Raw genomic sequence first — 26373 nt, 5'->3', positions numbered from 1 at the left:
TCTTCGCAGTTCTTCGTTCGCAGTTCTTCGTTTTTTTGCCGGCCCTTTTCGGGCAACAGACCAGGCCGGCCAACAGACCTGGGGAATGCCGATGGATGCGTCAACGTTGGAGAAGTTCCAGACCGTGGTCGTGGCCTATGCCACGGAGTTCGGCGTCAAGATCCTGGCCGCGCTGGCCTTCTGGATCATCGGCCGCTGGCTGATCCATGTGGTGGTACGCATGGTCCAGAATGCGCTGGGCAAGCAGCAGGTGGACCCGACCCTGCTGCGCTACGTCGGCTCGATCGTGACGGTGGCGCTGAACGTAGTCCTGGTGATCGGCATCCTAGGTTACTTCGGCATCCAGACCACGACCTTCGCGGCCCTGATCGCCGCGGCCGGCGTGGCCATCGGCATGGCCTGGTCGGGCCTGATGGCCAACTTCGCGGCCGGCGCCTTCCTGGTGGTGCTGCGGCCGTTCAAGGTCGGAGATTTCGTGACCATCGGCGGGGTCAGCGGCACGGTGCGCGAGATCGGCCTGTTCGCCACGACGCTCGACACGCCGGACAACATCCTGACGGTGATCGGCAATAACAAGATCTTCTCGGACACGATCCAGAATTTCAGCGCCAATCCGTTCCGCCGCGTCGAACTGAAGGCCCAGCTTGCGGGCAGTACCGACGCAGCCGCCGCGGTCGCACTGCTCAAGGAGCGTATCGGCGCGATTCCGAATGTCCTGGCCGATCCCCCCGTCGACATCGAGATACTGGAATTCACGCTGGTCGGTCCGGTCCTGGCGGTACGTCCGTATTGCCATAACGATCACTACTGGCAGGTGTATTTCGACACCAATCGCATCATCCGCGAGAGCTTTGGCCAGGCGGGCTATGCCGCGCCCATGCCGGCGCATATGGTGGTCGTGAAGAACGCCGCCGCCTGACGCTCAAGCCTGCGCAGCCGCCGAACCCCATGCGCGTAACGCCACCGCCCCGACGCCGCACACGGCCATCACCACGGCCAGTGGCAGGGCCGTGCCATCGTGCCACAGGCTGACAGCGGCGCCGGCCACGGTGCCCAGTGAAAACTGCAGCGTGCCCATCAGCGCCGAGGCCGTGCCGGCACGATGCCCCTGGTGCGTCAGTGCCAACGCTGAAGCATTGGGCGTAATGCAACCCAGTGCACCGATAAAGACAAAGAAGCCGGCCAGCAGCACGGGCAGTACCAGCACGCCGGCCAGCGCCGCAACCGCCAGGACCAGGCCCGCCGCGCATGGCGCAAGCACCGCGCGCCCGAGCACACGGTCCAGCGTGCGCCCCTGCACCAGGCGTGCATTCAGTTGCGACATGACGATCAGTCCGAGCGCATTGGCACCGAACACGAAGCCATAGTGAGAGGGATCGATGCCATGAAGTTCGATCAGCACGAACGGCGACCCCGAGATATAGGCGAACATGCCGGCTTGCCCGAACCCGGCTGACAGCGAGTAGCCCAGGAACTCGCGGTCACGCAACAGTTCGGTATAGCTTGCCGTCACCGCGCCGGGATGCAGGCGCGCGGCGCGTTCACGCGGCAGCGATTCTTCCATGCGGAAGTGCACCAGCGCGAGGATCAGCACGCCCGCAAGCGTCAGCAACCAGAAGATGGCACGCCAGCCCAGGGTACTCAGGATGGCGCCGCCGATGATCGGCGCCAGGATCGGCGCCAGCCCCATCACCAGCATCATCGACGAGAAGGCCCGGGCCGATTCGTGGGCCTCGAGCCGGTCGCGGATCACCGCACGGGCCATCACCATGCCGGCACAGCCGCCCAGCGCCTGCAGGAAGCGCCAGAGCATCAGCGACTCGACGCTGCGCGCCATGGCGCAGCCCGCTGCTGCCAGCGCGTACAGGCCCAGGCCGACATACAGCGGCGGCTTGCGCCCGAAGCGGTCGCTGATCGGTCCGTAGAAGGCCTGCCCCAGCGCCAGCCCCACCAGGAACGTGCCCAGCGTCAACTGCACCTGCCCGATATCCACGTGCAGGTCCGTGGACAGTGCCGGAAAGCTGGGCAGGTACATGTCGATCGACAGCGGCGCAATGGCCGTCAGCGAAGCGCAGATCAGCAGCCAGGCGGGAAAGCGCGCAGCCTTCCGGCTGCTGGAGGATTCAGGCATCAGTGTCAGTTCCGGGGAGTCCGTGGCCGGCGGCGGCAGCGCATGCCAGCCGCCAGACCGCGAATTGTTGCACAGCATGACAAATCCGGCTGGAATGACAAAGATCCGATGTCTGTGACATCTTGCCGCCCACTGCGCCGGAGCATTGCCATGCCCCCGCCAACGTCGGGTTCGATAAATATCCTAATCTTGGCAGTATTGGCTTGACTGGCAATTTTGCGCGGCGCAGGCGCGCAAGCGACCGTGCCGCGTGGCTGCGCGCGTGTTAACGTGTGGCGCCGCTTTCACGCGAATGGGGGTGGAGGGTACAATGCGAGCCTGTCGGCCCTGTCTACGCGACTGACCGGCGGCCGCGCAGAGATGGGCGACAGGTTTGCCCCGGCAACGTTATCCTGCATGAGAATACGACACACGCCGCTCACCGCTACGCTAGGCTCTGCCGCTCTCGCGGCTGCACTGCTGCGGCCATGGCCGGCGCAAAGCGCACCGACACCGCTACGCCCGCCACCCGCCTCGGCAACCGCGCCCGCACCCGTACTCGATGAAGCCGACGCACTGTCCCGCATGCTCAAGGGCGCCGCGACCGGACAGAATACCGGCGCCGCGGGCGTGCCCGAACTGCTGCGCAACACCAATCGGCCCGACGGCGTGCTGGCGCGCGCCTGCCGCCAGCTCAACGATGCACTGCCGATAGAGATCGATGGGGAAACCCGCTTGCGGCGCTGTCAGTCGACACCGGGCAAACACGTGCTGTTCCAGCTCGAGCTGACCAACTATCGCGGGCCCATGCTTGATCTTGCCAGTTTCGAGGTCAATTACGCGGCGCCGCTGCAGCGCAATATCTGCGCCAATCGCGACGTGGAAATCCTGACCAAGCTGGGCGTCAGCATGATGTTCCGCTACATGACACGGAACGACCGCGGCGAACGCCGCGTCGGCGACGTCTACATCAACGCACCGATCTGCACCTCGGCCTTGCGCTGAGGTGCGGGCCAATCGCGCCAGGGTACGGCGGCACCGCGCCCTGGCCGGTTTCAGGCGACGCGCGGACGCAGCGGCAGTACGTTCGGCGCGCGCCGGACCAGCAGGCGGATATCCTTCCATCCCGCATCGGCCAGCGGCGATCCCCAGACGAGTTCATGCAGCCTTGACAGCGCGAACGGATCGCCCAGCAGGATATGCCGCTGCGACGCCGTCAGCGCGCGCGGGCCACCCGTCAGCGCGTGCTGGACCAGCGCCGCGTGGCGCTCCTTCGCGGATTGCGGCTGGTTGACTCGTGCCGACGCGGTTGCGCACATCAGCGCGTTGGTCACCGGATCGACCACGGCGTCCACGAAGTCCGGCGTCTCGGCCGCTTGCTCCACATGCTGCTGCGTTTCGACGATTTCCCGTGGCGGCATGACTTCCTCGGGAATCATGAACAGCCCGGCCTCGCGCGATGCGCGGCCGAACGAGACCCGCGACAACATCACCGACAGCGGGATCGACAATGCCAGCGAACCCACGATGGGCAGCAGCCACAGCACAAAGGACGGATTCAGCCAGTACACCAGCGCACCCCAGGCGAGCCCCAGCAGCGTGTGCGAACCATGCCGGCGCAGCGCCTCGCCCCAGCTTGTCTCGGCGTCTTCGCGCGGCGGCGATTTCCAGGAAATCCCCCAGCCGCTGTAGGCCGCCACCACGAACTTGGTGTGAAACAGCATCCGGGTCGGCGCCAGCAAGGCGGACAGCACGACCTCGATCAGCATGCTAAGCACCAGGCGCGGCAAGCCGCCATACTGGCGCGCCTGCCGCACCAGCAGCAGCACACTGGCCACCTTGGGCAGGAACAGTAGCGTCGCCGTGGCCGAGAACAGCGCGAGGGCCTTTTCCGGATGCCATTCGGGCCAGGTCGGGAACAACTGGTAGGGCTGCGAGAAATACTCGGGCGGCACCAGCGCATGGCGGGCCAGCATCGCCGTCGACAACAGCAGGAACAGGAACCACAGCGGCGCCGACAGGTAGGCCATGATCCCGGTCAGGAACACGGCGCGGTGCACCACATGGAAGCCCTGCTTCAGCCACAGCCGGAAATTCATCAGGTTGCCCTGGCACCAGCGGCGATCGCGCTTGACCTCGTCCAGCAGGTTCGGCGGCAGCTCTTCGTACGAGCCCGGCAGGTCGTACGCAATCCACACGCCCCAGCCTGCGCGGCGCATCAGCGCGGCCTCGACAAAATCGTGCGACAGGATCTCGCCCGACAGCGGCCCGCGGCCAGGCAGCGGTGCCAGCGCACAGTGTTCCATGAAGGGCTTGACGCGGATGATCGCGTTGTGGCCCCAGTAGTGCGACTCGCCCAGTTGCCAGTAATGCAGGCCCGCCGTGAACAGCGGGCCATACACGCGCGTGGAGAACTGCTGGACGCGCGCGTAGAGGGTTTCGCGCCCCACTGCCAGCGGCGCGGACTGGATGATGCCCGCCCCCGGATTCGCCTCCATGAGCCGCACCAGCGTGGCAAGGCAATCGCCGCTCATGACGCTGTCCGCATCGAGCACCACCATATAGCGGTACTTGCTGCCCCAGCGGCGGCAAAAGTCGGCCACGTTGCCGGTCTTGCGCTTGACCCGGTGACGGCGCCAGCGGTAGAAGATCCGCCCGAAGCCACCTACGGCGCGGCACACTTCCATCCATGCATCGACCTCCGCCGTGCGCAAGTCCGGGTTGCCGCTATCGGACAGGACGATGAAATCGAAGTTGGCAAGTTGGCCCGTGCGAGCGAGCGATTCGTAGGTCGCGCGCAGGCCGGCGAAGACGCGGGTCACGTCCTCATTGCAGATCGGCATGATGACCGCGGTGCGCGCGTCGGGCGCCAGCGGCGCATCCGGCGCCGCGGAGCGCGAGATCAGGTGCCGGTCGCCGCCTTTCGCCAGTACCAGGAAGCCCATCATGGCGGTCCAGAAGCCGGCCGATACCCACGAAAACAGCACCGCGAACAGGACCAGGATTGCGATCTCGAGCGGATCGGCGCCATGGTATGGCAGCACCTTGGTCATGAAATATGTGGCCAGCGCGGTCTGCGCGACCACCAGCCCCAGCAGGAACCAGCGCCGGTGCGAGCCAGCGGGGTGCCACTTGCCTTCGGCATCGGGACCATCGTGCAAGGTGTCCCAGGTTTCCGGGACCGGGGGGCGCCCCAGCATGCGGCGCCACGTATTGCGCAGCCAGCCGGTGACGATATGCGGTGGCCACTGGCGCGGCACCATGGAACTGCGCTCGGGCTCGGGGCCGGTGTCCACGTGGACGGTGCCATCGGGCCTGCGCTTGAGCAAGGGTTCGCCGGCGGCTTGCGGATTGCCGTAGGCCAGCGAGAAACGCCGCGCGACCGAGGCGTAGGTCGGTCCGCCTGGCGCAGGAGGTTCACCCTTGGCTGCTTCGCGCGCCGACAGCCTGGACTGCAGGTGTTCGATCGCAGCCTGGGCATCGCGCGGATCGATGGCGATGTCGGCAGTACCGGGCGCAGGCGGATCGGCCAGCAGTTCCGTGCGCATTTCAGGGGATACGGGCAGGCGGTCGAGATAGCGCTCGCATGCCGCCGCCTGGGCCGGTCGCTGCTTTAGCCTGGGGGTAAGATGTAGCTCCACGTCTCGGATAAGGTTGTATTGCCGTTGCGAAGATAGCCGCGCAACTCAACCGGCTTGTTGACATCCTTGCGGCGCATCACCATGGTCATGCGCCAGCCGCCAGTGGCGTCGTTGCGCTGCACTGACGTCTTGATCAGTTCGGCATTGGCATCGGCCGACACCACCGGGTCGATGCGCACATCGGCCGGCAGCTTGCGGAAGGCCGGGCCTTCGAAATCCACCACCAGCGAAAAGCTGGTGTCGTCCTGCTTGCGCGTGAGGCCCTGCCCCAGGCGCGTCTGCGTGACCCACGACAGCGGCGGCATCTGCTCGCCGTCTTTCTGCCACATCAGGCGGTATTCGTAGTCGAACGGTTGCCTGGGCTTGGGCGGGTTGTCGGGCACCCAGTACGCCACGACGTTGTCGTTGGTCTCGTCGGGCGTCGGAATCTGGACCAGTTCCACCCGGCCCGAGCCCCAGTTCCCGCGCGGCTCCACCCAGCCACTCGGCCGTCGCTCATACCACGCGCCGATTTCCTGGTAGCTGGCGAAGCTGCGGTCGCGCTGCATGAGCCCGAAGCCCTGAGGATTGGTAGCGGCAAACGACGTCACCAGGAGGCGCTTCGGATTGACCAATGGCCGCCAGACCCATTCCCCGGTACCGAGGTGAATCGAAAGCCCGTCGGAATCGTGCACTTCCGGGCGGAAGTCGGACTGCGCCGAAGGCTGGTTCTCGCCGAACAGGTACATGCTGGTCAGCGGCGCCAGGCCGAGCTTGGTCACGTTCTCGCGCAGGAACAGGCGGGACTTGACCTCCATCGACGTCTCGTCGCCGGGCTTGATGACGAAGCGATAGGCACCGCTCACGCGACGCGAATCCATTAGCGCATAGATCGTCAGCTGCTTGTCCGATGCCGAGGGCCGCTCGATCCAGTATTCGACGAAACGGGGGAACTCCTCGCCCGAATTGAGCCCAGTGTCCACGGCCAGTCCGCGTGCGGACAGCCCGTACCATTGGTCCTTGCCCAGCGCGCGGAAGTAACTCGCGCCGAGGAACGAAGCCAGCTCATCCTTGCGCTTGCCCTGGTTGAGCGGATACAGCACGCGGAACCCGGCGAAGCCCAGGCCCTTGAGGCTCGCCGCATCGACCTTGTGCGGGCCGTAGTTGAACGCGGCCGGATCGAACCGGAACTCGCGCACGCTGCCGCTGACCACCTCGTGGATGCGCACGGGCTGGTCGAAGACCATGCCCTCATGAAAGAACGACAGCTCGAACGGCAGGCGCGCATTGCGCCAGGCAAAGCGCTCGGGCTTGTACGCGATCTCGCGGTACTGCTCGTATGACAGTTCGCGCAGTTCACGCGGCAGGTCCTGCGACGGTGCCTTGTAGGGCGAGGCGGCTAGCTGGCGCGCCCGCGCCGCGACCGTATCGAAATCGAAGGCATGCGCCGCCGCGGCAAGCATGGCGAGCGCGCTGCCACCCAGCCACCGGGCCATCCGTACTCGCATGCTGGCCGATGCCCCGCGGCGGCGGGCGCAATCGGAAGGATGTGCAGGCAAGATTTCGGACAGGCGTAGCGTGGCGTTTGGTGACATGAATGCCCAGATTGGAAGCGTGGACGGTGCAACCGGCTCTTGCGGCCGGAATGGCGGACGAGCTGGGGGGCGGCTCAATGACCCACCAAGCAAGCAAGAGACAGACCCGACACGACGGTCAAGGCTGCCCGGGCGCGAAAAAAAACGAGCCAGCCGGCCCGGTCTCGCTTTGGGTGCGAAATTCAATGAACCTTAACAATTCGAGATGAAGAAGTCACGTTTCGATCACGCAAGGTTTGCAACAAAATGAAACCCCAGCCGCGGCAAAGGCGCATCGCGCCTGCGCTACGGACTTCTGCGTCACACTGCGCCGGCACCACCAGCTGCGGCGCGGCACAGGGGTCCGGCCCGCTACCAAAACGCTACTGTTTCGCCCCGTCCGTGTAGGTGTCGAATTTGCCGCTCTTGGCGCCGTCGGTATAGGTATCGAACTTGCCGGCCTTCGCACCGTCCGTGTACGGGTCGGACTTGCCGACCCGCTGGGCGCCCTGGACCGGCTCGAGTTGGTCAGTACGCGCACCGGGGGCCAGCGACGTCACATTGTCGGACTTGGCGCCTTCGGTATAGACGTCGAATTTTCCGGTCTTGGCGCCGTCGGTGTATGGGTCATACTTGCCAGCCTTGGCGCCGTCCGTGTATGGGTCGAACTTTCCGCTCTTGGCGGCCGGGGACTGGGCATGTACGACGCCGAACGCAGCGGCGAGCGCCAGGCCAAGGGTAAGGTGGCGCAGCTTCATGGGGGACTCCTCTCGCGGTGATTTCGCGTTGTGCCCGCTGCCTGTCGATGCGGATGGCGTCGCGGCAAGCATCAGTGGCAACAATCAACGCTAGGCCAGCGAAAATCGGCTGTCAACCACGCCACCGCGCAAGCGGCGCGAGAGGCGCCGCCAGGGTCATTTGCACGAACATTGGGCTTACAATGCACTGGCCCGCGCGACGGCAAGCCGCGCCAACGCACAGAAAAAAGGAACCACCATGCTGTCTCGGCAAACCCGACGCCTCCCCTCCGTTGCCCTCGCCAGCGCACTCGGTGCCACGCTGATGCTCGCCGTCGCGGCTCCCGCGCAGGCGTACTTCGACAACTACCTGTCCGGCACCATCATCGGCAAGCTGAGCAAGGATGAGGCGGCGTCGCTCTCCAAGTCGATCGGCAAGGCCTTGAACGACACTGCGGACGGTCAGTCGATTTCGTGGCAGTTTCCGGCCACCGGCAAGCGTTTGCCCGTGGAAGGCACGCTGACGCCGGTCACGAGCAAGACCGACCGGGGCCAGTCGTGCCGGCGTCTCAAGACCGACCTGAAGCGCGGCACCGCTGAAGAGCACTGGAGCGGCTGGTTCTGCAAGCAGAAGGACGGTCAGTGGAAGTCACGTCAGGTCGCTGAATAGAGGCTGACCTTAGCGGCACAGCCGGCGCATCAGTTCCGAGGCCACTGACCCGGAAGCCGCCTGCTGGAAGCGCGAAGATTGCGGCGAGCGGATCGTGTAGAGCGCCTCGCCGCGCGCGAAGCGTTTGCTGTATAGCGTCTGTTCCACCACGGCCACCATCGACGAGGCGCAGTCGAGCACCATGCGCTTCAGTGAGGACCGGATCGGTTCGCCGCTCGTTGTACGAATCACCCCGGCGGGCGCGTTGCGCATGACCACCACGCCAACCTCCGGCCCTGCCCGCTTGACCGCAAGCTGGTCGAAGTACGAGATCACGCCGTTGGCGCCCATCAGCGGAAGCCAGCGCTGCGGGTCCGGCGCGCTGGACTCCGGTGCGGCAACGACGACACAGCCCTGTCCCGGCGCAGACCGGAAAACAGTGCCTCCGGACGGCTGCTGGCATTGGTACAGACCTGCGGCAGCGGCTGGGCGGCTATCGTACCCAGTGCCGGATTGCGCGTAGGCCGCCGCGCTCACGGCGCAGCCGAACAGCACGGCGGCGCTTCGAAACCTGCGGAAAAACATTGCATCGCCCTCGAAATGACGGGAAAAAACGATCCGCATTGTCGCACATGCCGCCGCGCTTGCCGACCCGCGCAGCGCAAGCTCCACCGTATGTCAGCCGTGCAATTCTCGCCAGGCGACCAGATCGGCAATGGTCAGCACCGGCAGCCGGTACATTTCGGCAAATGCCAGCGCCTCGGGACGGCGCGCCATCGTGCCGTCGGGATTCATCAGCTCGCACAGCACTGCGGCCGGCGACAGGCCGGCCATCCGGGCCAGTTCGACGGAGCCTTCGGTATGTCCGCGACGCACCAGTACGCCGCCGTCCACCGCTACCAGCGGGAACACGTGGCCCGGGCTGACCACGGCATCGAGCCCGGCATCCTTGGCGATCGCCGCGCGAATCGTGGTGATGCGATCCGCCGCGCTCACGCCGGTGGTCACGCCCTCGCGCGCCTCGATCGATACGGTGAACGCCGTTCCGTATTGGCTGCGATTGTTCTCCACCATGGGGCGCAAGCCAAGCTCGCGCACCTTGGCAGCCGTCAGGCAGAGGCAAACGATGCCGCTGCATTCGCGGATCATCATTGCCATGTTCGACGGCGTGAGGCATTCGGCGGCCAGGATGAGATCGGCCTCGTTCTCGCGGTCGTCGTCGTCGAGCAGCACAACGGGGCGCCCTTCGCGCATGGCGTCCAGCGCCTGCGCAATGCGCAAGGCCAATGGGCGCTCGTCGGCATCGGCTACGAGCGTGATGGAATCGGATTCGTTGGAAAAGGTTGGCATGAAACGCTCCTTGCTAGCTGATCAGTGGGCGTTTCAGGGGAGGATCAACGGCAGCGCGCAGGCAAGCACGGCGGGCGCCTGACATGACGGTACGCGTGCGTGCGCGGACAAATGCGTCCTGCCGCGGCAAGCGTGACCATCCATGCCCTGCGCGCGAGGCAGCCAGGCAGGCTCCCGCCCATCTTCTTTCATCCGGACTATGACCGTCGGCCCTGGCTTCGCACCAGGTCTGCTGACCCTGCACGGCATGTGCAGGCGCTCGCGGGCTCGCCGCATCGCACTGGACGTACGCTGCGCCATACCGCCGGTGGGGACTTGCACCCCGCCCTGAAGACGTAACGGTGCCGGCATGCCGCGCCAAACCTTGGAGGCAAGGCGCGAAACGTGCCGGCCGGCGGATGTTAGCACGACTGTTCGTTTTTCTTGGGGTGCAAGGTGCTCCACCGTGTACTACAACTAACTCAGGTGTGATGAAAAAGGGACTATGCGCGTCACCACCCGACCCCGGACGCGCGGCGCGGATCCGGGTCTCCCGACAACAACGAGCCTATCTATGCGACCGCTGCCCGATGCCCGGCCTGGCTGTTCCACTCCTGCCACCCTGCGCCGAACGCTATCCCGGACGCGATGTATCCGACAGGCAGCATTGGTCGCGGTCCTGTCAGGCGCGGCCCTTGGGAGTGGCCCGGTGCAGGCCGCCCCGCCAGTACCCGCCGTCCAGATCGGCTATGGAATCGACACCAGCCACGACGTCCAGAAGGTGGAAGCCGCCTTCCTGTGGGACTCCGGCTTTGCCTGGGGCAACCCGCAGGGCCTGCTCCTCGACCTGCTTTGGGAGGTAAACGTTGCACGCTGGCATAGCACCAGCGATAACAATCCCCGCAATCCCTGGGAATTCGGCTTCTCGCCGGTGGCCAGGCTGGCCTGGAAGCGCTATAGCTGGGTGCCGTTCCTGGAACTGTCGCTTGGCCTGCGCCTTTTGACCGAAACCCGAACTTCCGACGATCACGTCTATTCCACCGCCTTCCAATTCTCGGAATACGCGGGCGTCGGCGTGGCGTTCGGCAAGGAGCAGCAATTCGCGGTCGGCTACCGCTACCAGCACATCTCGAATGCCGGGATCAAGCAGCCCAATCCCGGCACAGGCTTCAGCACGGTGTATCTGCGCTACCGCTTCTGAGGTTGCGGTGCAAAATCTTGCGCCAGCGTCTCGAACACCGCGCGCGTGGCCTCGTCGGCCGGAAAGAAGCACTCGATGCGCATTTCCTGCAGCGTGACGTCCTGCGGAATGCCGAGCGTGGTGATCGTGGAAAACAGCGAAGCGCGGAACGCGCCTGCGCGCAGCGTCACCGGCAGCACCGGCGGCGGCGGACCATCGGCCGCTTCGTCGTCAGGCAACAGCGCGCCGCCCGGCCCCACCATGTCTGGATGCCAGACCGCGATGCGCGCAAAGATTTCGCGCGCGGCCTGGTCGTTTGCCTGGACCTGGAGTTCCTGCCAGACGCGCCGCAGCAGGTAGCGGCCGACCTGCCGGGCGTTCTCGATCACCGGCCACAAGCCATGCGGATCGAACACGGTCAGCATCAGGTTGACGCGACCGCCGCCATCGTCCAGGGCTGCGGGCGCGCGGCCGGCCAGCAACACATCCAGCATGCGGCGATAAGCGGGATTGGCGTCGACAAGGTTCCAGAAGCGGTCGAGCACCACCGCCGGGAACGGCTCCTGCTTGGCAAGGATCAGCGAAATGGCCTGCTGGACCATCTGCAACGGCGGCGAGACGAGAGTGTGCTCGCTATAGCCCGGTGCAAAACCGCCCGCCAGCAACATGCGGTTGCGCTGGCGCAGCGGCACACCGAGCCGTTCGGCCAGCGCCAGCACCATCTCGCGGCTGGGCCGGGAACGGCCGGACTCGAGAAAGCTGATGTGGCGCTGCGATACTCCGGCCGCAAGCGACAGCGCCAGCTGGCTGTAGCCGCGCCTGCCGCGCCAGTATCGCAACAGGGCGGGAAATTCAAGCGCCGTCTCGGAACCAGGTGTCAGGGTTTCCATGTGACGTATTACACCATGAGGCATGCCGTCCGGCGATTACTTTACAGGTAATCAGGACGATTCATGGACCCCGATGCCAATGTGGTGCAACCTCATGAACGGGAACCCCGAATCTGTATTGCATACCCTCGGCCACGCGTTCAGCCGAGGGGAAAAGAACCACTCGTCAGCAGTTGCCTTTCTTGGCATGGCCTGGAGGGCAGAAGCTCTGGTTGCCGTACTGATCCACCCTGCAGTTTCCCTTCTTGGCCTGGCCTGGCGGGCAGCCGGGGCCGCCTTGCTCTGCACGATAACCGTCGTCATATGGAGCCACTACGCAGCCGGCCAGCAGGGCCGTACTCGCAATCAGCAGGGCGAATCCTCGGAGCATTGTTTTTCCTGTCGTGGGGATTGTTGTCAGGCGAAGCATAACGGACCGGCTTGTGCCCGGCAGTAACAATTCGCAATTTGTCCACTTTTATACGATACCTGCACGCAGCTTTGGCCAGTATCTTGTAGTAGCAACATTGCCATTCAGCTGTCGCCTGGAGGTAGATCGAACAAGCGCGGCCTACGCCACACCGTGACTAGGTGTAACAGGCGCGAATGGTATGCTTGATCTTTTGATTCCCGCGCGCAAAGGGCGCGCATCCTGATGGAAATTGCCATACTGCTGGCGCTGATTCTGCTCAACGGTCTGTTCGCCATGTCCGAAATTGCGCTGGTCACCGCCCGCAAGGCGCGCCTGCAGCGCCAGATTGAGGACGGCGACCGGGGAGCGATCGAGGCTGTCAAGCTTGGCGAAGACCCGACCCGGTTCCTGTCGACCGTGCAGATCGGCATTACGTCGATTGGCGTGCTCAACGGCGTGGTGGGCGAATCCACGCTGGCACAGCCGCTTGGCGTGTGGCTGCAGGGCTTCGGGCTGCCGCCGACCACGGCTGGCTACGTGGCTACGGCCATTGTCGTGGCTGGCCTGACCTATTTCTCGATCGTGCTGGGCGAACTGGTGCCCAAGCGCCTGGGCCAGCTGGCTCCCGAGGCCATTGCACGGCAGGTGGCCCGCCCGATCGGCTGGCTTGCCGTGGCCAGCACGCCGTTCGTCAAGCTGCTGTCCGGGTCGACGCGCCTGGTCCTGCGCGTACTGGGCGTAAAGACCGACCGCGGTCCCGGAGTGACCGAGGAGGAAATCCACGCACTGCTGGTGGAAGGCTCGGAGGCCGGCGTCATCGAGCATCACGAGCACACCATGGTGCGCAACGTGTTTCGCCTTGATGACCGTCAGCTGGCCTCTCTGATGGTGCCGCGCGGCGACGTGGTGTATCTCGATATCGAAGTCCCGCTGGAAGAAAACCTCAAGCGCATCGAGGAGTCGGACCACTCCCGCTTTCCGGTCGTGCGCGGCGGCATGCATGACATTGTCGGCGTGCTCAGCGCGCGCCAGTTGCTGGCCCGCCGCCTGCGCGGCGAGGAAGCCGACCTCATGACCGTGGTGCAGCCGGCGGTATTCGTGCCCGAGAGCGTCACGGGCATGGAACTGCTGGAAAACTTCCGCGGCTCCGGCGGCCAGATCGCGTTCGTGATCGACGAGTACGGCGAGGTTCTTGGCCTGGTCACGCTGCAGGACCTGATCGAAGCCATCACCGGCGAGTTCAAGCCGGACAGCGTGGACGAGGAATGGGCGATCCAGCGTGAAGACGGCTCCTGGCTGCTCGATGGCCTGATCCCCATACCCGAATTGAAGGACCGCATCGGCCTGCGCCAGGTGCCCGAGGAAGAAAAAGAGCGCTACCACACGCTCTCCGGGATGCTCCTGCTGCTGCTTGGCCGGCTGCCGCAAACCGCGGACAGCGTCCAGTGGCAAGACTGGCGCTTCGAGATCCTGGACATGGACGGCAAGCGCATCGACAAGGTGCTGGCCTCGCGCGTCGTGCCGTCCGAAGGTCCCGAAGAGGAAACCACCGGCTGACGCCGGCGTCCTCCCTCTGTCGTCGCAGCCCCTGGCCAACAACCAGGCCGGGCGGCTGTCAAGGCCGGCGTGGGAGGTACCGGCCAAATCTATATTGGCGACCCCGGCGGTACGCTCCTGGCGCCCTCCCTGCCGTATGATCGAATCTGCAACACACCGGCCATCGCGATATGCCTGCACGGCAACGTGTGAACGCGGTGGCAGAATTCGAGAATAACTGCAGAACGGGATGCGCGGACAGTGGCTGGCGACTTGCCGGCCCGGTCCGCAAAAATGGATCGCATGCACCAAGACGACGCCGGCGACAGCGCCGGTCAGCGTACCGGAAATGCGTACGACATGGTCCAGCCCGCCGCCTTCGTGGCTGCGCTGGCGAATTGCCGCGCCTGTTCCGGCGGCACGCAACTGGTCATTCTCGTCATTAGACTGGACCGCTTTGCCAGCGCCTGCGAATCCGTGGGGCCCAAAGGGGCGGCGCGCCTGCGCCAGCTCGTACAGGCGCGCCTGGCGCGCTGGCTACTGCCGGAAGCCCGTATGTACTGGCTGGGGCCGGCCGACCTGGCCGTTGTCACCCCACTGTCGGCCACCACGCAGGACCCGGCGCGGCTGGGACAGCGCATGGCCGATGAACTGGCGCGCCCTTTCTCGCTCGATGGCCTTGAGCTGTTCCTGTCCTGCAGCATCGGTCTGGCCCTGGACCACCCCGACATAGCAGCCGAGCGCATCCTGCAGCAGGCGTTTGACGCCATGCTTCGCATCTGCCGCCAGGGGGGACACGGGCTGGGCAGTGCCATGCGCGCCGGCACGCCTGCGGCGGACCAGATGGTCGCGGCCTTGCCGCACGCCCTGGAGCGTGGCGAACTCAGCCTGCACCTCCAGCCGACGGCCGATTTCGACGGCGCGCGGATCAGCGGCTACTCCGTGCGGCTGCGCTGGCGCCATCCCGCCCTGGGCAGGGTTGCGCCGCAGGACTTCCTGCCGGCGCTGGAAAACCTCGGACTGATGGGACCGGTGGGCAACTGGCTGCTCGGGAGCCTGGCGCCGCTGGCGCGCGCGGCAGCCGATATCGGTCCGCTGCAGTTCACCCTTCAGGCATCGAGCGCCCAACTGCATCAACTGGATATGGTCGACGCGCTCGCGCGTACCCTCGATGCCGGAGCCATCGCGCCACAGCGGCTTTGCATCGAGGTGCCCTGCACCAACCTGCCGGACGACGCAGAACTGCTCGCCAGGTTCGAAGCGTTGCGCCGGCGCGGCCTGCAGCTTTCGGTCAGCGATTTCGACAGCCGGCAAGAATGCCTGGAGACATTTGACTGGCTGCGGCCCGACCGTGTCACGCTGGACGTGCGCAGTCTCGGCCACGCCCACCAACCCGCCAATGCGGCTGCCGGCTTGCAAGCGGCCTGCGCCGTGGCACGCAAGGCAGGCGCCGTCGTCTGTGCCAGGGGCGTGGAAACACGCAAGCAGCTGGAGCAGGTGCACGGCTGGGGCTGCCACAGCGTCCAGGGCTATCTGCTCGCCCAGCCATTTCCGGCAGCCTGGCTTGCCCAGACCCATTGGGCAATCCAGCAGCGCGCCAGGGAACTGCTCGGGCCGGCCGCCTAATACGCCCGTAGCCAATACGCCCGTTGCGGCGCGGCCCGGGTGTGCAGGCTCGTCCGATTTACAAATTGCGACATATGAAAATGTGATGCCAATCGGCACTGGCGGTAAAATCTGGAGAAAATGTCCATGACCTGTAAGGAGCCCGGCGTGAAGAAAGGTTGGATCTGGTGCGTACTGTTCGCGACCCTGCTGGCTGGCTGCAATACCATGGCCGGACTTGGCCAGGATATCCAGCGCGGCGGCCAGAAACTGGAAGGCGCGGCAGACCGCCACAAGTAAGCGGCAAGCCCCTCTTGCAGAGGCTCGGCGCCCCCAAGGAAAAACGGCACGCAATGCGTGCCGTTTTTCCGTTCATGCCATATGCGCGACAGCGTCCGGTGGCTCAGCCCCGCCGCAGTGCCGCAGCCTCTTGCGCAAGCTTGCGGATGCGGCCCCAGTCGCCGGCGGCGACGGCGTCCTTGGGCACGACCCAGGAACCGCCTACGCACACCACGTTCGGCAAGGCAAGGTAGGTCGGCGCCAGCGCGGCGTCAATCCCGCCGGTCGGGCAGAAACGCAACTGCGACAGCGGCCCGTACAGTGACTTGAGCATCGGCACGCCCCCCGCGGCCTGGGCCGGGAAGAACTTCAGGAAAGTGAAGCCGGCCTCCAGCGCGGCCATGGCCTCGCTGGCCGTGGCCACGCCCGGCAGCAGCGGGATGCCGGCATCCCGCGCACCTGCCGCCAGCGCGGGCGTCAGGCCCGGCGATACGGCAAACTGAGCGCCAGCATCGCGCACGGCGTGGAGCTGCTCGACGGTCAGCACCGTGCCGGCGCCCACGCACGCGCCCGGAACCTTCGCGGCCACGGCGCGCATCGCGTCCATCGCCACCGGCGTACGCAGCGTGATTTCCAGCAGCGGCAGGCCGCCGGCCACCAGCGCTTCGCTGACATGCAGGGCCTCGTCGACGGAACCGAACTCCAGGACAGGAATGACCGGCACATTGGCCAGTCGCGCGAGCAGCGGGGAAGTTTGAACTTGCATGGCAGTCTGGATCGTTGCGGACTAGAAGTTGGATCGGGAAATCAATCGATCAGGCAATCACGGACACCGACTGCGCCAGCCTGGCGAGCACGGTCTCCGCGGAAGGTATCGGCGCCACCGCGCCATACCCGGTGGTGGACAGCGCCGCGGCCACGTTCGCATAGCGCGCGGCCTCGAACGGATCGGCGCCCGCGGCAAGCCGCGCGATGAAGCTGCCACCGAAGCAGTCGCCAGCACCCGTGGCATCGACAGGCGTGACGGCAAACGGCGGCACTAGCGTGCGCGACTCGGCCGTGGCCACGTAGGCGCCCTCTTCGCCGAGCTTGAGCGCTACCAGGCCAACGCCGCAGCCAAGCAGGTAGTCGGCGATCGCGTCGCGGTCATCGAGTCCGGTCAGCACGGTGATGTCATCCCAGCTGGGCAGGCATACATCCGTGAGCGAGAACGCCTCGCGCATGATGCCGCGCGCCCGCGCCAGCGACCACAGGCGCAGCCGCAGATTGGTATCGAGCGACACCTTCACGCCGGCCTTGCGCGCATGCTCCATAGCGGCCAGGCCAGCATCGCAGGCGCTTGTGCTGATCGCCAGGCTGATGCCCGACAGGTGCAGGAACCTGGCCTGCGCGATCGCGGCCAGCGGCAGCTGCTCGTGATGGTAGCGGGCCGCGGCGGAGCCTTCGCGCAGGTAGTCGAAGCGATGGCCATGGTTGTCATGGCTGACGAAGTACACGCCGGTCGGCGCTGAGGGATCGACGCGGACGTGGCGCGTGTCCACGCGCTCGCTCGTCCACAGCGCCATCAGCCGTTCGCCGAAGCCGTCGGCACCCACCGCGCTGATATAGCCCGTGGTGGCGCCCTGCCGCGCGGCCGCGATGCAGAAGTTCGAAGTGTCGCCGCCAAATCCCTGCAGGTAGCGGCTCGGGTCGTCGGGCTGCTGGTTGAACTCCACCAGCGGCTCGCCATAGGCCAGGATATCGATGCTCATGGCGTGCTCGTCTCAGAAGAAAGTCTGGACAATGTCGATGACGCGCATGTCGCCGTTCAGTACGGGAATATGCCGCCACTTGTCGAAGGTCAGGCACGGGTGCGAGATGTCGAAGGCGATCATGTCGCCGACCCGTATATCGTCACCCGCGTGGATCTGCAGGTATGCATGCTGGTCCATCATGCCCGTGACTTCCCAGTGCGCGGGCACCGCCACCGGCGCGGCGCTGCCCGGGCGGTAGATCACCGCCGGAATCGGCATGCCGGCGTCGAACGCCGCGTCGCGCTTGCCCATGCCGATGATGGCCCGGTCGGGCTCGGGCACGGATTGCACATACGCCCACAGTTGCAGCGCGGGCAGCAAGCCTTCGCGCATCTTCTGTGCCACCGGGTTGCTCGCCAGGATGCGCTCCTGCGCGGCCTTGTAGATGCCCACATCATGCGTCAGGTAGCAGCCGGGGCGCAGCACCACCTCGATCGGCGTGCCGATATCGGTGCGGGCAAATTCCTCCGCCACCACGTCGTACCAGGCCGAGCCGGCACCCGACATGATCACCGGGCTGCGGCCAAAGCGGCCCTGCTGCGCGATCTCGCGGGTGACCGCCACGGTGCGTTGCAGGAAACGGCGGATATCGGCCTCTTCCTTCAATACCCCTTCATAGATCTCCACGCCCGCCAGCGACAGCGCGTCCGGCCAGCGCGCCAGCGCCGCCAGCACATCTGCCTGCTGCACGGCGTCGCGCACGCCGGTGCGTCCGCCCTCCACACCCAGCTCCAGCAGCACCTGCAGCGTCTGGCCGCGCTCGCGGAAATACGCGCCGAGCTGGTCCACCAGGTCCGCGGAATCGACCAGCGAGAAGAACTCGAAGCCAGGATCGCGCAGCAGGTCGGCAATGATTTCCATATTGCGGCGGCCCACCAGCTGGTTGGCCATCAGCACACGGCGCACCCCGTGGGCGTAGGCCGCGGCAGTCTGGTGCGCGGTCGCCAGCGTAATGCCCCAGGCGCCCGCGCCAAGCTGGCGCGCAAACAGCTTGGGCGCCATGGTCGTCTTGCCATGCGGCGCAAGCTGCACGCCGTACTCACGCATGAAGCGGCGCATCCATTCCAGGTTGTGAGACAGGCGCTCCTCGTAAAGCACCGCGGCTGGCAGGCTGAGCTCCTCCTGCAGCAGGCTCCAGCCGGTCTGGCCGGCGTCTTCGGGGGCAAGCGGGGCTTCCAGCCTGCCCAGTGCCTTGTTGAGCGGATCGATCACACCGGCCTGATACTTTGTTTCACGCATGCCTGTCATCACCCTGAAAAAATCTGATTGACGTAATGATATCCCCGAAATTACGATATTTCATCCTTGTTATAAAGTAACACGCCGTTCCCGGACTGGCGGCTTGACTGGAGTCAGTGCCGCCGCCTCGCAACCGGGTTGGCACTACCAGTTATAGCCCTTCGCCAGCCCAGGACCTTCACGAGCCATGACCGCGCCCTTCGATATCCTGACCCGCATCGCCGAGCGCGGCCCCGCGCTGCGCCTGGCCGAGCAGAAGGTGGCGCAAGTCGTTCTGGAAGACCTTGCCGGCGCGGCGGCCGCCAGCATCAACGAACTGGCGCGCAAGGCCGGCGTGAGCGAAGCCAGCGTGACGCGCTTTGCCAAGGCCATCGGCTGCCGCGATGTGCGCGACCTGAAGCTGCGGCTGGCGCAGGCCACCGCGGTGGGCATGCGCTTCCTGCAGCCGGACGGCATGCCGGCGCCTGCCGACACCCCGGCGACGCTGGCCGACCGCATCCATGCCGACGTGCTCGCCGCGCTCGAAGTCAACCGCAAGCTGATCGATGCCGACCGTGTCGAGCAGGCCGCGCGCCTGTTGCTGGGCGCACGCATGGTCTACGCTTTTGGCATGGGCGGCGGCTCGTCCTTCATGGCTGACGAGGCGCGCCACCGCCTGGCGCGGCTGGGCCAGCCCGTGGCCAGCTACCAGGACGCGCTGCTGCAGAAGATGGTGGCGGCAACGCTCAGCCGCGACGACGTGGTGCTCGCGTTTTCGGCGAGCGGCAGCGTGCCGGAGATGCTGGCGAGCTGCGATATCGCGCGCGAATACGGCGCCACGCTCGTGGCCGTGACCGCGCTCGGGTCGCCGCTGGCCGCGCGCGCCGACGTGCTGCTGCCCGTGCGCACGCTCGAGACCGACTTCATCTTCAAGCCGTCGGCCTCGCGCTACGCCATGCTGCTGGTGCTGGACGTGCTGGCCACGCAGTGCGCGCTGCTGCAGCAGGACCAGAGCAAGGAACGGCTGCGCCGCCTGAAATACGTGCTCGACGCCCACCGCGGCCCCGGCGGCGAGAACGGGCACGACGACGGCGCCGGCCCGGACGGCCGCCAGCCGCTGGGAGACTGAACCTATGCCACACCTGTTCGATACCCTGATCCGCTGCGTGACGCTGCTCGACGGCTCGGGCGCCGCGGCCCGCATGGCCGACGTGGCGCTGCGCGATGGCCTGATTGCGCGCATCGACGAAGCCGGCGCCATCGATCCCGACTCCGCCGCCCACGTGGTGGAAGGCCACGGCCTGGTGTTGTCGCCTGGCTTCATCGACGTGCATACGCACGACGACACCAACGTGGTCCGCCAACCTGAAATGAAGCCCAAGCTCTCGCAAGGCGTCACTACCGTGATCGTCGGCAACTGCGGCATCAGCGCGGCGCCCGTCACGCTGTCGGGCGACCCGCCCGACCCGATGAACCTGCTCGGGCATGCCGAAGCCTTCCGCTACCCGGACTTCCGCTCGTATGTGGAAGCCGTCGACGCCGCGCAGCCGGCCGTCAACGTCGCGGCACTGGTCGGCCATACCGCGCTGCGCAGCAACCAGATGGACCGCCTGGACCGCGCCGCCACGCCGGAGGAGATCGCCGCCATGCGCGCGCAACTCGAAGAGGCGCTGCAGCATGGCGCGCTGGGGCTCTCAACCGGCCTCGCCTATGCCAACGCTTTTTGCGCCCCGACTGAAGAAGTACTGGCCCTGGCCGAGCTGCTCGCCAATGCCGGGGCGCTCTACGCCACGCACCTGCGCAGCGAGTTCGCCGAGATCCTCGACGCGATGGACGAAGCGTTCCGCATTGGCCGCCACGCGCGCGTGCCCGTGGTGATCTCGCACCTGAAATGCGCCGGCGTGCCCAACTGGGGCCGCAGCACCGAAGTGCTCGATGCGCTCGATGGCGCGCAGCGCTGGCAGCCTGTCGGCTGCGACTGCTATCCCTACACCGCCAGTTCGTCGACGCTGGACCTCAAGCAGGTCACCGGCGACTTCGACATCATGGTGACCTGGTCCGAAGGCGCGCCCGAGATGGGCGGCCGCCTGCTGGCCGAGATCGCGGCTGAATGGCAGGTCGACCTGCATGAGGCCGCGCGCCGCCTGATGCCGGCCGGGGCCGTCTACCACTGCATGGAAGACGCCGACGTCGACCGCATCCTGAGCCACCCGGCCACCGTAGTGGGTTCGGACGGCCTGCCCAACGATCCGCTGCCGCATCCGCGCCTGTGGGGCGCGTTTCCGCGCGTGCTCGGCCACTATGCGCGCGATCGCGAGCTGTTCCCGCTCGCCGTCGCCGTCAACAAGATGACCGGCATGTCGGCCGAGCGCTTCGGCCTGGCCGGCCGCGGCTTCGTGCGTGAAGGCTATTGCGCCGACCTGGTGCTGTTCGACGCCAACACCATCCGCGACGCGGCCAGCTTTACCGATCCGATGCAACCGGCCGAAGGCATTGCTGCGGTCTGGGTCAACGGCGAGCTGTCCTGGCAGCAGCGCCAGCCCACCGGCGTGCGCGCCGGCCGGTTCCTGCCGCGCGGCACCCGCCCCGTGGCCTGACTTCCCCTCTTTGTTTCACCCGATTTCAGGAGTATTCATGGATATCAAGCGATTCGGCGTAGAAGGCGGCACCGGCCAGGGCGGCCAGCACATGCCGTTTGCCCGCGCGGTGGCGGCCGACGGCTGGCTCTACGTTTCCGGCCAGGTGCCGATGGTCAACGGCGAACTGGTCGACGGCGGCATCGTCGCGCAGACCCACCAGGCCATCAAGAACGTGCTGGCCATCCTGGCCGAGGCCGGCTACGGTCCCGAGCACGTGGTGCGCTGCGGCGTCTGGCTGGACGATGCGCGCGACTTCGCCTCGTTCAACAAGATCTTCAAGGAATACTTCGGCGCCAACCCGCCCGCCCGTGCCTGCGTGCAGTCCAGCATGGTGGTGGACTGCAAGGTCGAAGTGGACTGCATTGCCTACAAGAGGCCGGCGGCCTGAGCCGATCGCCTGCTGCTTGTCAGCCGACTGTCAGCGGATTGCCTGACTGTATTTGCCCCCGCCCGCGACCCGGGCGGGACATGAACTGAACTACAAACCTTGCCGCCAAAAGCGGCCTTTCTTTCCACAAGAGGAGACAACATGGGTGCCGTCACCGGAACCACACTGTTGGTGTACGCGCTGATCGCCGTGATCGCCCTGGTCGTGCTGATCGCGCGCTTCAAGCTCAACCCCTTCATCACCCTGGTCGTCGTCTCGGTCCTGCTCGGCTTTGCCGTGGGCATGCCGATGGGCGACATCATCAAGTCATTCGAGGCCGGCGTTGGCGGCACCCTCGGCCATATCGCGCTGGTGATCGGCCTGGGCACCATGCTCGGCAAGATGATGGCCGAGTCCGGCGGCGCCGAGCGCATCGCGACCACGCTGATCGATTTCTTCGGCGAGAAAAACGTGCACTGGGCGATGGTCACCATCGCCTTTATCGTCGGCCTGCCGGTCTTCTTCGAAGTCGGCTTCGTGCTGCTGATCCCGATTGCCTTCAACGTGGCCAAGCGCACCGGCACGTCGATGGTGCTGGTCGGCATCCCGATGGTGGCCGGCCTGTCGGTCGTCCACGGCCTGATCCCGCCGCACCCGGCCGCTCTCCTGGCCGTGACGGCATACGGCGCGGATATCGGCAAGACCATCATGTACGCGCTGATCGTGGGCATCCCGACCGCGGCTATTGCCGGCCCGCTGTTCGCCAAGCTGATGGACCGCTACGTCAAGCTGCCCGACGTCAACCCGCTTGCCACTCAGTTCACCGAGGAAGACGAAGGCGTCAAGGCCTCGCACCAGCTGCCCGGCTTCGGCATTACGGTGTTCACCATCCTGCTGCCCGTGATCCTGATGCTGATCGGCAGCTGGGCCGACCTGTTCACCACGCCCAAGACCTTCGCCAACGATTTCCTCAAGCTGATCGGCAACTCGGTGATGGCGCTGTTGATCGCCGCTCTGGTGAGCTTCTACACCTTCGGCAAGGCACGCGGCTTCAACCGCGAGGCGATTCTCAAGTTCACCAACGAGTGCGTGGCGCCTACGGCCATCATCACGCTGGTGGTTGGCGCGGGTGGTGGCTTCGGCCGCATCCTGCGCGACTCGGGCGTGTCCAATGCCATCGTCGACGTGGCCACCAACGCCCACGTTTCGGTGCTGCTGCTGGGCTGGCTGGTGGCCGTGATGATCCGCATCGCCACCGGTTCGGCCACCGTGGCCATGACCACCGCCGCCGGCATCGTCGCCCCGATCGCCGCCAACGTGCCGGGAACTCGCCCCGAACTGCTGGTGCTGACCACCGGCGCCGGCTCGCTGATCCTGTCGCACGTGAACGACGGCGGCTTCTGGCTGGTCAAGGAGTACTTCAACATGACCGTGACCCAGACCTTCAAGACCTGGTCGGTCTGCGAGACCCTCATCTCGGTGGTCGCCCTGCTGCTGACCCTGGCGCTCGCCACCGTCGTCTGACCGTCTGAACCGGGCCAGGGCACCCGTGTCAATCGGGATTGCCTTGGTCCGGGCGCCCTCCTACACTCCCTCCTTGATGCGGCCGCGAGTGCCGCACACGTCCTATCGAGGAGACCCTCCATGACCTTCACGCTGTTGCAGCGCGCCATCCTGGCCTGCGGCGCCCTCGCCCTGCTGTCGACCGCGGCGCAGGCCGCCGACCCCGTCAGGATCGGCCTGATCGCGCCCTTTTCCGGCAGCTTCGCCGATTACGGCAAGCAGATGGAAGCCGGCGTGAAGGCCTACCAGTCGCTTCATGGCGATACCGTGGCGGGCCGCAAGGTGCAGGTCATCATGAAGGACACCACGGGACCGGTGCCCGACGTGGCCAAGCGCCTGGCGCAGGAGCTGGTGGTGCGCGACAAGGTCGACATCCTGGCCGGCTTCGGCCTCACGCCGGAGGCCCTGGCGGTTGCACCGGTTGCCGAACAGGCGAAGAAGCCGATGGTGATCTTCAACGCGGCCTCGTCGGTCATCACCACCAAGTCGAACTATATTGTGCGCGTGTCGATGACGCTGCCGCAGATTTCCGCGCCCATGGCCACCTGGGCCGTGAAGAACAATGTGCGCAAGGTGGTCACGCTGGTCGCCGATTACGCGCCCGGCATCGATGCGGAGACCGCGTTCAAGACCAACTTCATCGGTGGCGGCGGACAGGTGATCGAGTCCATCCGCGTGCCGCTGCGCAACCCGGAGTTCGCACCGTTCATCCAGCGCATCAAGGACGCGAAGCCTGAGGCGGTATTCCTGTTCCTGCCCGCCGGCGAACAGGGCGTGGCCTTCATGAAGGGCTTCCGCGAGCGCGGGCTGGCCGAGGCCGGCATCCGCGTGATCGCCACCGGCGACCTGACCGATGACCACGTGCTGCCCGCCATGGGCGACGCGACGCTGGGCGTGATCACCTCGTTCCACTATTCGATGGCGCACGACTCGCGCGAGAACAAGGCTTTCCTGAGCGCCTATTCCGCTGCGAATCCCGGCGCGGGCCGCCCGAACTTCATGGCTGTCGCGGCCTATGACGGCATGGCTGCCATCTACGAGGCACTGAAGCAGACCAACGGCGCGACCGATGGCGACAAGATCCTGGGCGCGCTCAAGGGCATGAAGATCATGAGCCCGCGCGGGCCGATCATGATCGACCCGGCCACGCGGGACGTCGTCCAGACCGTCTACATCCGCAAGGTGGAGAAGCGTGGCAGCGAGCTGTACAACATCGAGTTCGACAAGTTTGCCGACGTGAAGGACTCAGGCAAGTAAGGCCCTCGCCGCCCTGCTTCCGCGTTCGCGCCGCTCAGGGCACCCACCAGTAGCGCGTGAGATGAAAGAAAACCGGGGCGGCGAATACCACCGAGTCCAGGCGGTCCAGCATGCCGCCGTGGCCCTCGATCATGTGGCCCCAGTCCTTGATACCGCGGTCGCGCTTGATCGCCGACATGACCAGGCCGCCCAGGAACCCCATCAGGGCGATCACCAGTGCGATCGCACCGGCCTTCCACGGTGAACCGTAAGGCGTGATCCACCAAAGCGATGCCCCCAGCGCCGTCGCGCTGGCGACGCCGCCCACAAAGCCTTCGACGGTCTTCGACGGCGACAGCAACGGCGCGATCTTGCGCTTGCCGAGCAGCTTGCCCCACACATACTGGAGGACGTCGCTGCCCTGCACGACGATCACCAGGAATGCAATCAGCAGCAGGTTGCGATCCTCGTAGCCCGGAATCGGCAGCGTGAGCAGCGCCGGGACGTGCGAGATGCAGAACACGCAGATCATCACCGCCCACTGCACGCCCGCGCAGCGTTCGAGAAAGCGCGTGGTTTCCGAAGACAGCGCCGAGAGGATCGGCAGGATCAGGAACGCATAGACCGGAATGAAGATCGAGAACAGCCCGTACCAGCTGATGTAGACGAGCAGGTACTGGCACGGCAGGAAGACGAAGAATGCGGCCACGATGGCGCGATGGTCGCCGCGCCGGGTCGTGGTGATCGTAATGAACTCTCGCAGCGCGTAGAACGAAAGCAGGCAGAACAGGACGATGATCGCCGTGCGCCCCATGGCGAAGGCAATGCCGAGGATGGCCACCATCCACCACCATGCCGACACCCGGGCCGCGAGGTTGTCGATAACCGCGTGGGGCGCGCCGCCCGCCACGCGCCAGCGCAGCAGCGCGGTCACGAGCGAGGCCAGCAACAGCACGCACAGCACGCCGCCAAACAGCACGCGGGTTTCGTGGATAACCTGGATACTAGACATGGCTTTACTCCAGCGCCGGCGCCAGCGCGAGCAGTTGCTGCCGGCAGCGGGACAAGAACGATTCTTTCGCTTCTTCGGGCTGCAGCCGCAGCGGCGTGCCGAAGGTTACGGTGCACAGCAGCGGCACGGGGATGACCTCGCCCTTCGGCATCACACGGTTGAGATTGTCGATCCACACCGGCACGAACTCGATGTCCGGGCACGCCCGCGCCAGATGGAACACGCCGCTCTTGAACGGCAGCAGCCGCTCGTCAGTGGCATTGCGCGTGCCTTCAGGGAAGATGATCAGCGAGGCGCCGGCACGCAGCGCCTGCTCCATCTGGGCCACCGGGTCAGGGGCGGTGCCGTCGCGCCCGCCGGTGCGGTCGATCAGCAGCGCACGAAAGACATCGCACCCGATGAAGCGCCGCACCGGCGACGCTTCCCAATAGTCCGCGCCGGCCACGGGCCGCGTCGCCGCGCGCAGGTCCGGCGGCAGGCAGCCCCAGATCAGCACGAAGTCGCCATGGCTGCTGTGGTTGGCAAAGTAGACACGCTGCACCGCGGCGGGCAGGCAGCCGTTCCAGCGCGCTTGCATGCCGGTCAGCGCCTGCGCGAACAGGATGATGGCGCGCGCCGCCAGTCGTGAAGGCCAGGTCATGGGGA

General features: G+C 66.1%; 24 protein-coding genes and 1 riboswitch. Of the genes, 12 read left to right on the top strand and 12 right to left on the bottom strand.

Annotated elements, in window-relative coordinates:
* The first annotated feature begins 91 nt into the window (after nt 1-91).
* Nucleotides 92-919 carry a mechanosensitive ion channel family protein gene (locus AC3FNH_RS06640; protein ID WP_488719456.1) on the top strand — a complete coding sequence of 276 codons (828 nt, stop codon included), beginning with the start codon at nt 92-94 and terminating at the stop codon, nt 917-919.
* 3 nt (nt 920-922) lie between these two features.
* On the opposite strand, the gene AC3FNH_RS06635 is transcribed toward AC3FNH_RS06640, so the two are convergent.
* The gene (locus AC3FNH_RS06635) at nt 923-2131 is read right to left on the bottom strand and encodes a Bcr/CflA family multidrug efflux MFS transporter (RefSeq protein ID WP_488719603.1); all 1209 of its coding nucleotides are present in this window, start codon (nt 2129-2131) and stop codon (nt 923-925) included.
* 396 nt (nt 2132-2527) lie between these two features.
* Between AC3FNH_RS06635 and AC3FNH_RS06630 the strand changes: the two genes are divergently transcribed.
* Nucleotides 2528-3115 (top strand): hypothetical protein, encoded by a 588-nt coding sequence (locus AC3FNH_RS06630; protein ID WP_276101336.1) that lies wholly within the window; start codon nt 2528-2530, stop codon nt 3113-3115.
* A 50-nt stretch (nt 3116-3165) separates the two neighbouring features.
* Here the strand turns inward: AC3FNH_RS06630 and mdoH are convergent, their stop codons facing one another.
* The 3 genes from mdoH to AC3FNH_RS06615 form a co-directional block, all read right to left on the bottom strand.
* A complete protein-coding gene (gene mdoH, locus AC3FNH_RS06625) occupies nt 3166-5751 on the bottom strand; it encodes a glucans biosynthesis glucosyltransferase MdoH (RefSeq protein WP_276101335.1) in 2586 nt (861 codons plus the stop codon).
* Nucleotides 5724-7325 (bottom strand): glucan biosynthesis protein G, encoded by a 1602-nt coding sequence (locus AC3FNH_RS06620; protein WP_488719455.1) that lies wholly within the window; start codon nt 7323-7325, stop codon nt 5724-5726. Before AC3FNH_RS06620 ends, mdoH begins: the two co-directional genes overlap by 28 nt.
* A gap of 362 nt (nt 7326-7687) precedes the next feature.
* A complete protein-coding gene (locus AC3FNH_RS06615; RefSeq protein WP_276101333.1) occupies nt 7688-8062 on the bottom strand; it encodes a hypothetical protein in 375 nt (124 codons plus the stop codon).
* Nucleotides 8063-8300: 238 nt separating this feature from the next.
* On the opposite strand from AC3FNH_RS06615, the gene AC3FNH_RS06610 reads away from it, so the two are divergent.
* Nucleotides 8301-8711, top strand: a complete 411-nt coding sequence (locus AC3FNH_RS06610; RefSeq protein WP_276101332.1) for an RT0821/Lpp0805 family surface protein — start codon at nt 8301-8303, stop codon at nt 8709-8711.
* Between the two features lie 9 nt (nt 8712-8720).
* Here AC3FNH_RS06610 and AC3FNH_RS06605 read toward each other — a convergent pair whose 3' ends face one another.
* Together AC3FNH_RS06605 and ribB are read right to left on the bottom strand one after the other, a co-directional pair.
* Complete coding sequence (locus AC3FNH_RS06605; protein WP_488719454.1) at nt 8721-9275, bottom strand: surface-adhesin E family protein; 555 nt, start codon at nt 9273-9275, stop codon at nt 8721-8723.
* Between the two features lie 93 nt (nt 9276-9368).
* A complete protein-coding gene (gene ribB, locus AC3FNH_RS06600) occupies nt 9369-10040 on the bottom strand; it encodes a 3,4-dihydroxy-2-butanone-4-phosphate synthase (RefSeq protein ID WP_276101330.1) in 672 nt (223 codons plus the stop codon).
* Between the two features lie 176 nt (nt 10041-10216).
* Nucleotides 10217-10379, bottom strand: a riboswitch (FMN riboswitch).
* 349 nt (nt 10380-10728) lie between these two features.
* Here ribB and AC3FNH_RS06595 point away from each other — a divergent pair.
* On the top strand, nt 10729-11220 hold the full coding sequence (locus AC3FNH_RS06595; protein WP_488719453.1) for an acyloxyacyl hydrolase: 492 nt from the start codon (nt 10729-10731) through the stop codon (nt 11218-11220).
* On the opposite strand, the gene AC3FNH_RS06590 is transcribed toward AC3FNH_RS06595, so the two are convergent.
* The gene (locus AC3FNH_RS06590; RefSeq protein WP_276101328.1) at nt 11208-12089 is read right to left on the bottom strand and encodes a helix-turn-helix domain-containing protein; all 882 of its coding nucleotides are present in this window, start codon (nt 12087-12089) and stop codon (nt 11208-11210) included. The two genes, AC3FNH_RS06595 and AC3FNH_RS06590, sit on opposite strands and share 13 nt — an antisense overlap.
* A 634-nt stretch (nt 12090-12723) precedes the next feature.
* Between AC3FNH_RS06590 and AC3FNH_RS06585 the strand changes: the two genes are divergently transcribed.
* The 3 genes from AC3FNH_RS06585 to AC3FNH_RS06575 all read left to right on the top strand — a co-directional run bounded on the left by AC3FNH_RS06585 (nt 12724) and on the right by AC3FNH_RS06575 (nt 15921).
* Complete coding sequence (locus tag AC3FNH_RS06585) at nt 12724-14037, top strand: hemolysin family protein (RefSeq protein WP_276101327.1); 1314 nt, start codon at nt 12724-12726, stop codon at nt 14035-14037.
* Between the two features lie 282 nt (nt 14038-14319).
* Complete coding sequence (locus tag AC3FNH_RS06580; RefSeq protein ID WP_488719452.1) at nt 14320-15642, top strand: EAL domain-containing protein; 1323 nt, start codon at nt 14320-14322, stop codon at nt 15640-15642.
* A 147-nt stretch (nt 15643-15789) separates the two neighbouring features.
* Nucleotides 15790-15921 (top strand): entericidin A/B family lipoprotein, encoded by a 132-nt coding sequence (locus AC3FNH_RS06575; RefSeq protein WP_041680161.1) that lies wholly within the window; start codon nt 15790-15792, stop codon nt 15919-15921.
* A 103-nt stretch (nt 15922-16024) separates the two neighbouring features.
* On the opposite strand, the gene AC3FNH_RS06570 is transcribed toward AC3FNH_RS06575, so the two are convergent.
* Genes AC3FNH_RS06570 through AC3FNH_RS06560 form a run of 3 tightly spaced genes read right to left on the bottom strand, consistent with a single transcriptional unit; the run spans nt 16025 to nt 18932 of the window.
* The gene (locus AC3FNH_RS06570; protein ID WP_488719451.1) at nt 16025-16666 is read right to left on the bottom strand and encodes a bifunctional 4-hydroxy-2-oxoglutarate aldolase/2-dehydro-3-deoxy-phosphogluconate aldolase; all 642 of its coding nucleotides are present in this window, start codon (nt 16664-16666) and stop codon (nt 16025-16027) included.
* Between the two features lie 49 nt (nt 16667-16715).
* A complete protein-coding gene (locus tag AC3FNH_RS06565; RefSeq protein ID WP_488719450.1) occupies nt 16716-17651 on the bottom strand; it encodes a sugar kinase in 936 nt (311 codons plus the stop codon).
* A 12-nt stretch (nt 17652-17663) separates the two neighbouring features.
* The gene (locus AC3FNH_RS06560) at nt 17664-18932 is read right to left on the bottom strand and encodes an amino acid deaminase (protein WP_488719449.1); all 1269 of its coding nucleotides are present in this window, start codon (nt 18930-18932) and stop codon (nt 17664-17666) included.
* A gap of 187 nt (nt 18933-19119) precedes the next feature.
* Between AC3FNH_RS06560 and AC3FNH_RS06555 the strand changes: the two genes are divergently transcribed.
* The 5 genes from AC3FNH_RS06555 to AC3FNH_RS06535 all read left to right on the top strand — a co-directional run bounded on the left by AC3FNH_RS06555 (nt 19120) and on the right by AC3FNH_RS06535 (nt 24737).
* Nucleotides 19120-20040 carry a MurR/RpiR family transcriptional regulator gene (locus AC3FNH_RS06555; RefSeq protein ID WP_488719448.1) on the top strand — a complete coding sequence of 307 codons (921 nt, stop codon included), beginning with the start codon at nt 19120-19122 and terminating at the stop codon, nt 20038-20040.
* A gap of 4 nt (nt 20041-20044) precedes the next feature.
* Entirely contained in the window at nt 20045-21508 is a 1464-nt protein-coding gene (locus AC3FNH_RS06550) for an N-acyl-D-amino-acid deacylase family protein (RefSeq protein ID WP_488719447.1), read from the top strand.
* A gap of 37 nt (nt 21509-21545) precedes the next feature.
* Nucleotides 21546-21938: a RidA family protein gene (locus AC3FNH_RS06545; protein ID WP_488719446.1), complete on the top strand. Its 393-nt coding sequence runs from the start codon at nt 21546-21548 to the stop codon at nt 21936-21938.
* A 141-nt stretch (nt 21939-22079) separates the two neighbouring features.
* Nucleotides 22080-23441: a GntP family permease gene (locus AC3FNH_RS06540; RefSeq protein ID WP_488719445.1), complete on the top strand. Its 1362-nt coding sequence runs from the start codon at nt 22080-22082 to the stop codon at nt 23439-23441.
* Nucleotides 23442-23561: 120 nt separating this feature from the next.
* Entirely contained in the window at nt 23562-24737 is a 1176-nt protein-coding gene (locus AC3FNH_RS06535) for an ABC transporter substrate-binding protein (protein ID WP_488719444.1), read from the top strand.
* A gap of 34 nt (nt 24738-24771) precedes the next feature.
* On the opposite strand, the gene AC3FNH_RS06530 is transcribed toward AC3FNH_RS06535, so the two are convergent.
* Together AC3FNH_RS06530 and AC3FNH_RS06525 are read right to left on the bottom strand one after the other, a co-directional pair.
* Entirely contained in the window at nt 24772-25728 is a 957-nt protein-coding gene (locus AC3FNH_RS06530; RefSeq protein WP_488719443.1) for a phosphatidate cytidylyltransferase, read from the bottom strand.
* A 4-nt stretch (nt 25729-25732) separates the two neighbouring features.
* Nucleotides 25733-26368 carry a lysophospholipid acyltransferase family protein gene (locus tag AC3FNH_RS06525; RefSeq protein WP_488719442.1) on the bottom strand — a complete coding sequence of 212 codons (636 nt, stop codon included), beginning with the start codon at nt 26366-26368 and terminating at the stop codon, nt 25733-25735.
* Between the last annotated feature and the right edge of the window lie 5 nt (nt 26369-26373).

The organism is Cupriavidus sp. 22TCCZM01-5, from assembly GCF_057798915.1.
This window is presented reverse-complemented; position numbering and strand designations above follow the sequence as displayed.

Excerpts from the sequence above, each read along its gene's own strand:
- AC3FNH_RS06630 (WP_276101336.1), top strand. The coding sequence starts at position 2,528 with ATGAGAATACGACACACGCCGCTCACCGCTACGCTAGGCTCTGCCGCT.
- AC3FNH_RS06635 (WP_488719603.1), bottom strand. The coding sequence starts at position 2,131 with ATGCCTGAATCCTCCAGCAGCCGGAAGGCTGCGCGCTTTCCCGCCTGG.
- AC3FNH_RS06555 (WP_488719448.1), top strand. The coding sequence starts at position 19,120 with ATGACCGCGCCCTTCGATATCCTGACCCGCATCGCCGAGCGCGGCCCC.
- AC3FNH_RS06620 (WP_488719455.1), bottom strand. The coding sequence starts at position 7,325 with ATGTCACCAAACGCCACGCTACGCCTGTCCGAAATCTTGCCTGCACAT.
- AC3FNH_RS06535 (WP_488719444.1), top strand. The coding sequence starts at position 23,562 with ATGACCTTCACGCTGTTGCAGCGCGCCATCCTGGCCTGCGGCGCCCTC.
- AC3FNH_RS06525 (WP_488719442.1), bottom strand. The coding sequence starts at position 26,368 with ATGACCTGGCCTTCACGACTGGCGGCGCGCGCCATCATCCTGTTCGCG.
- AC3FNH_RS06565 (WP_488719450.1), bottom strand. The coding sequence starts at position 17,651 with ATGAGCATCGATATCCTGGCCTATGGCGAGCCGCTGGTGGAGTTCAAC.
- AC3FNH_RS06585 (WP_276101327.1), top strand. The coding sequence starts at position 12,724 with ATGGAAATTGCCATACTGCTGGCGCTGATTCTGCTCAACGGTCTGTTC.
- AC3FNH_RS06605 (WP_488719454.1), bottom strand. The coding sequence starts at position 9,275 with ATGTTTTTCCGCAGGTTTCGAAGCGCCGCCGTGCTGTTCGGCTGCGCC.
- AC3FNH_RS06610 (WP_276101332.1), top strand. The coding sequence starts at position 8,301 with ATGCTGTCTCGGCAAACCCGACGCCTCCCCTCCGTTGCCCTCGCCAGC.
- AC3FNH_RS06580 (WP_488719452.1), top strand. The coding sequence starts at position 14,320 with ATGCACCAAGACGACGCCGGCGACAGCGCCGGTCAGCGTACCGGAAAT.
- AC3FNH_RS06590 (WP_276101328.1), bottom strand. The coding sequence starts at position 12,089 with ATGGAAACCCTGACACCTGGTTCCGAGACGGCGCTTGAATTTCCCGCC.
- AC3FNH_RS06615 (WP_276101333.1), bottom strand. The coding sequence starts at position 8,062 with ATGAAGCTGCGCCACCTTACCCTTGGCCTGGCGCTCGCCGCTGCGTTC.
- AC3FNH_RS06640 (WP_488719456.1), top strand. The coding sequence starts at position 92 with ATGGATGCGTCAACGTTGGAGAAGTTCCAGACCGTGGTCGTGGCCTAT.
- AC3FNH_RS06545 (WP_488719446.1), top strand. The coding sequence starts at position 21,546 with ATGGATATCAAGCGATTCGGCGTAGAAGGCGGCACCGGCCAGGGCGGC.
- AC3FNH_RS06560 (WP_488719449.1), bottom strand. The coding sequence starts at position 18,932 with ATGCGTGAAACAAAGTATCAGGCCGGTGTGATCGATCCGCTCAACAAG.
- AC3FNH_RS06530 (WP_488719443.1), bottom strand. The coding sequence starts at position 25,728 with ATGTCTAGTATCCAGGTTATCCACGAAACCCGCGTGCTGTTTGGCGGC.
- AC3FNH_RS06570 (WP_488719451.1), bottom strand. The coding sequence starts at position 16,666 with ATGCAAGTTCAAACTTCCCCGCTGCTCGCGCGACTGGCCAATGTGCCG.
- ribB (WP_276101330.1), bottom strand. The coding sequence starts at position 10,040 with ATGCCAACCTTTTCCAACGAATCCGATTCCATCACGCTCGTAGCCGAT.
- AC3FNH_RS06550 (WP_488719447.1), top strand. The coding sequence starts at position 20,045 with ATGCCACACCTGTTCGATACCCTGATCCGCTGCGTGACGCTGCTCGAC.
- AC3FNH_RS06540 (WP_488719445.1), top strand. The coding sequence starts at position 22,080 with ATGGGTGCCGTCACCGGAACCACACTGTTGGTGTACGCGCTGATCGCC.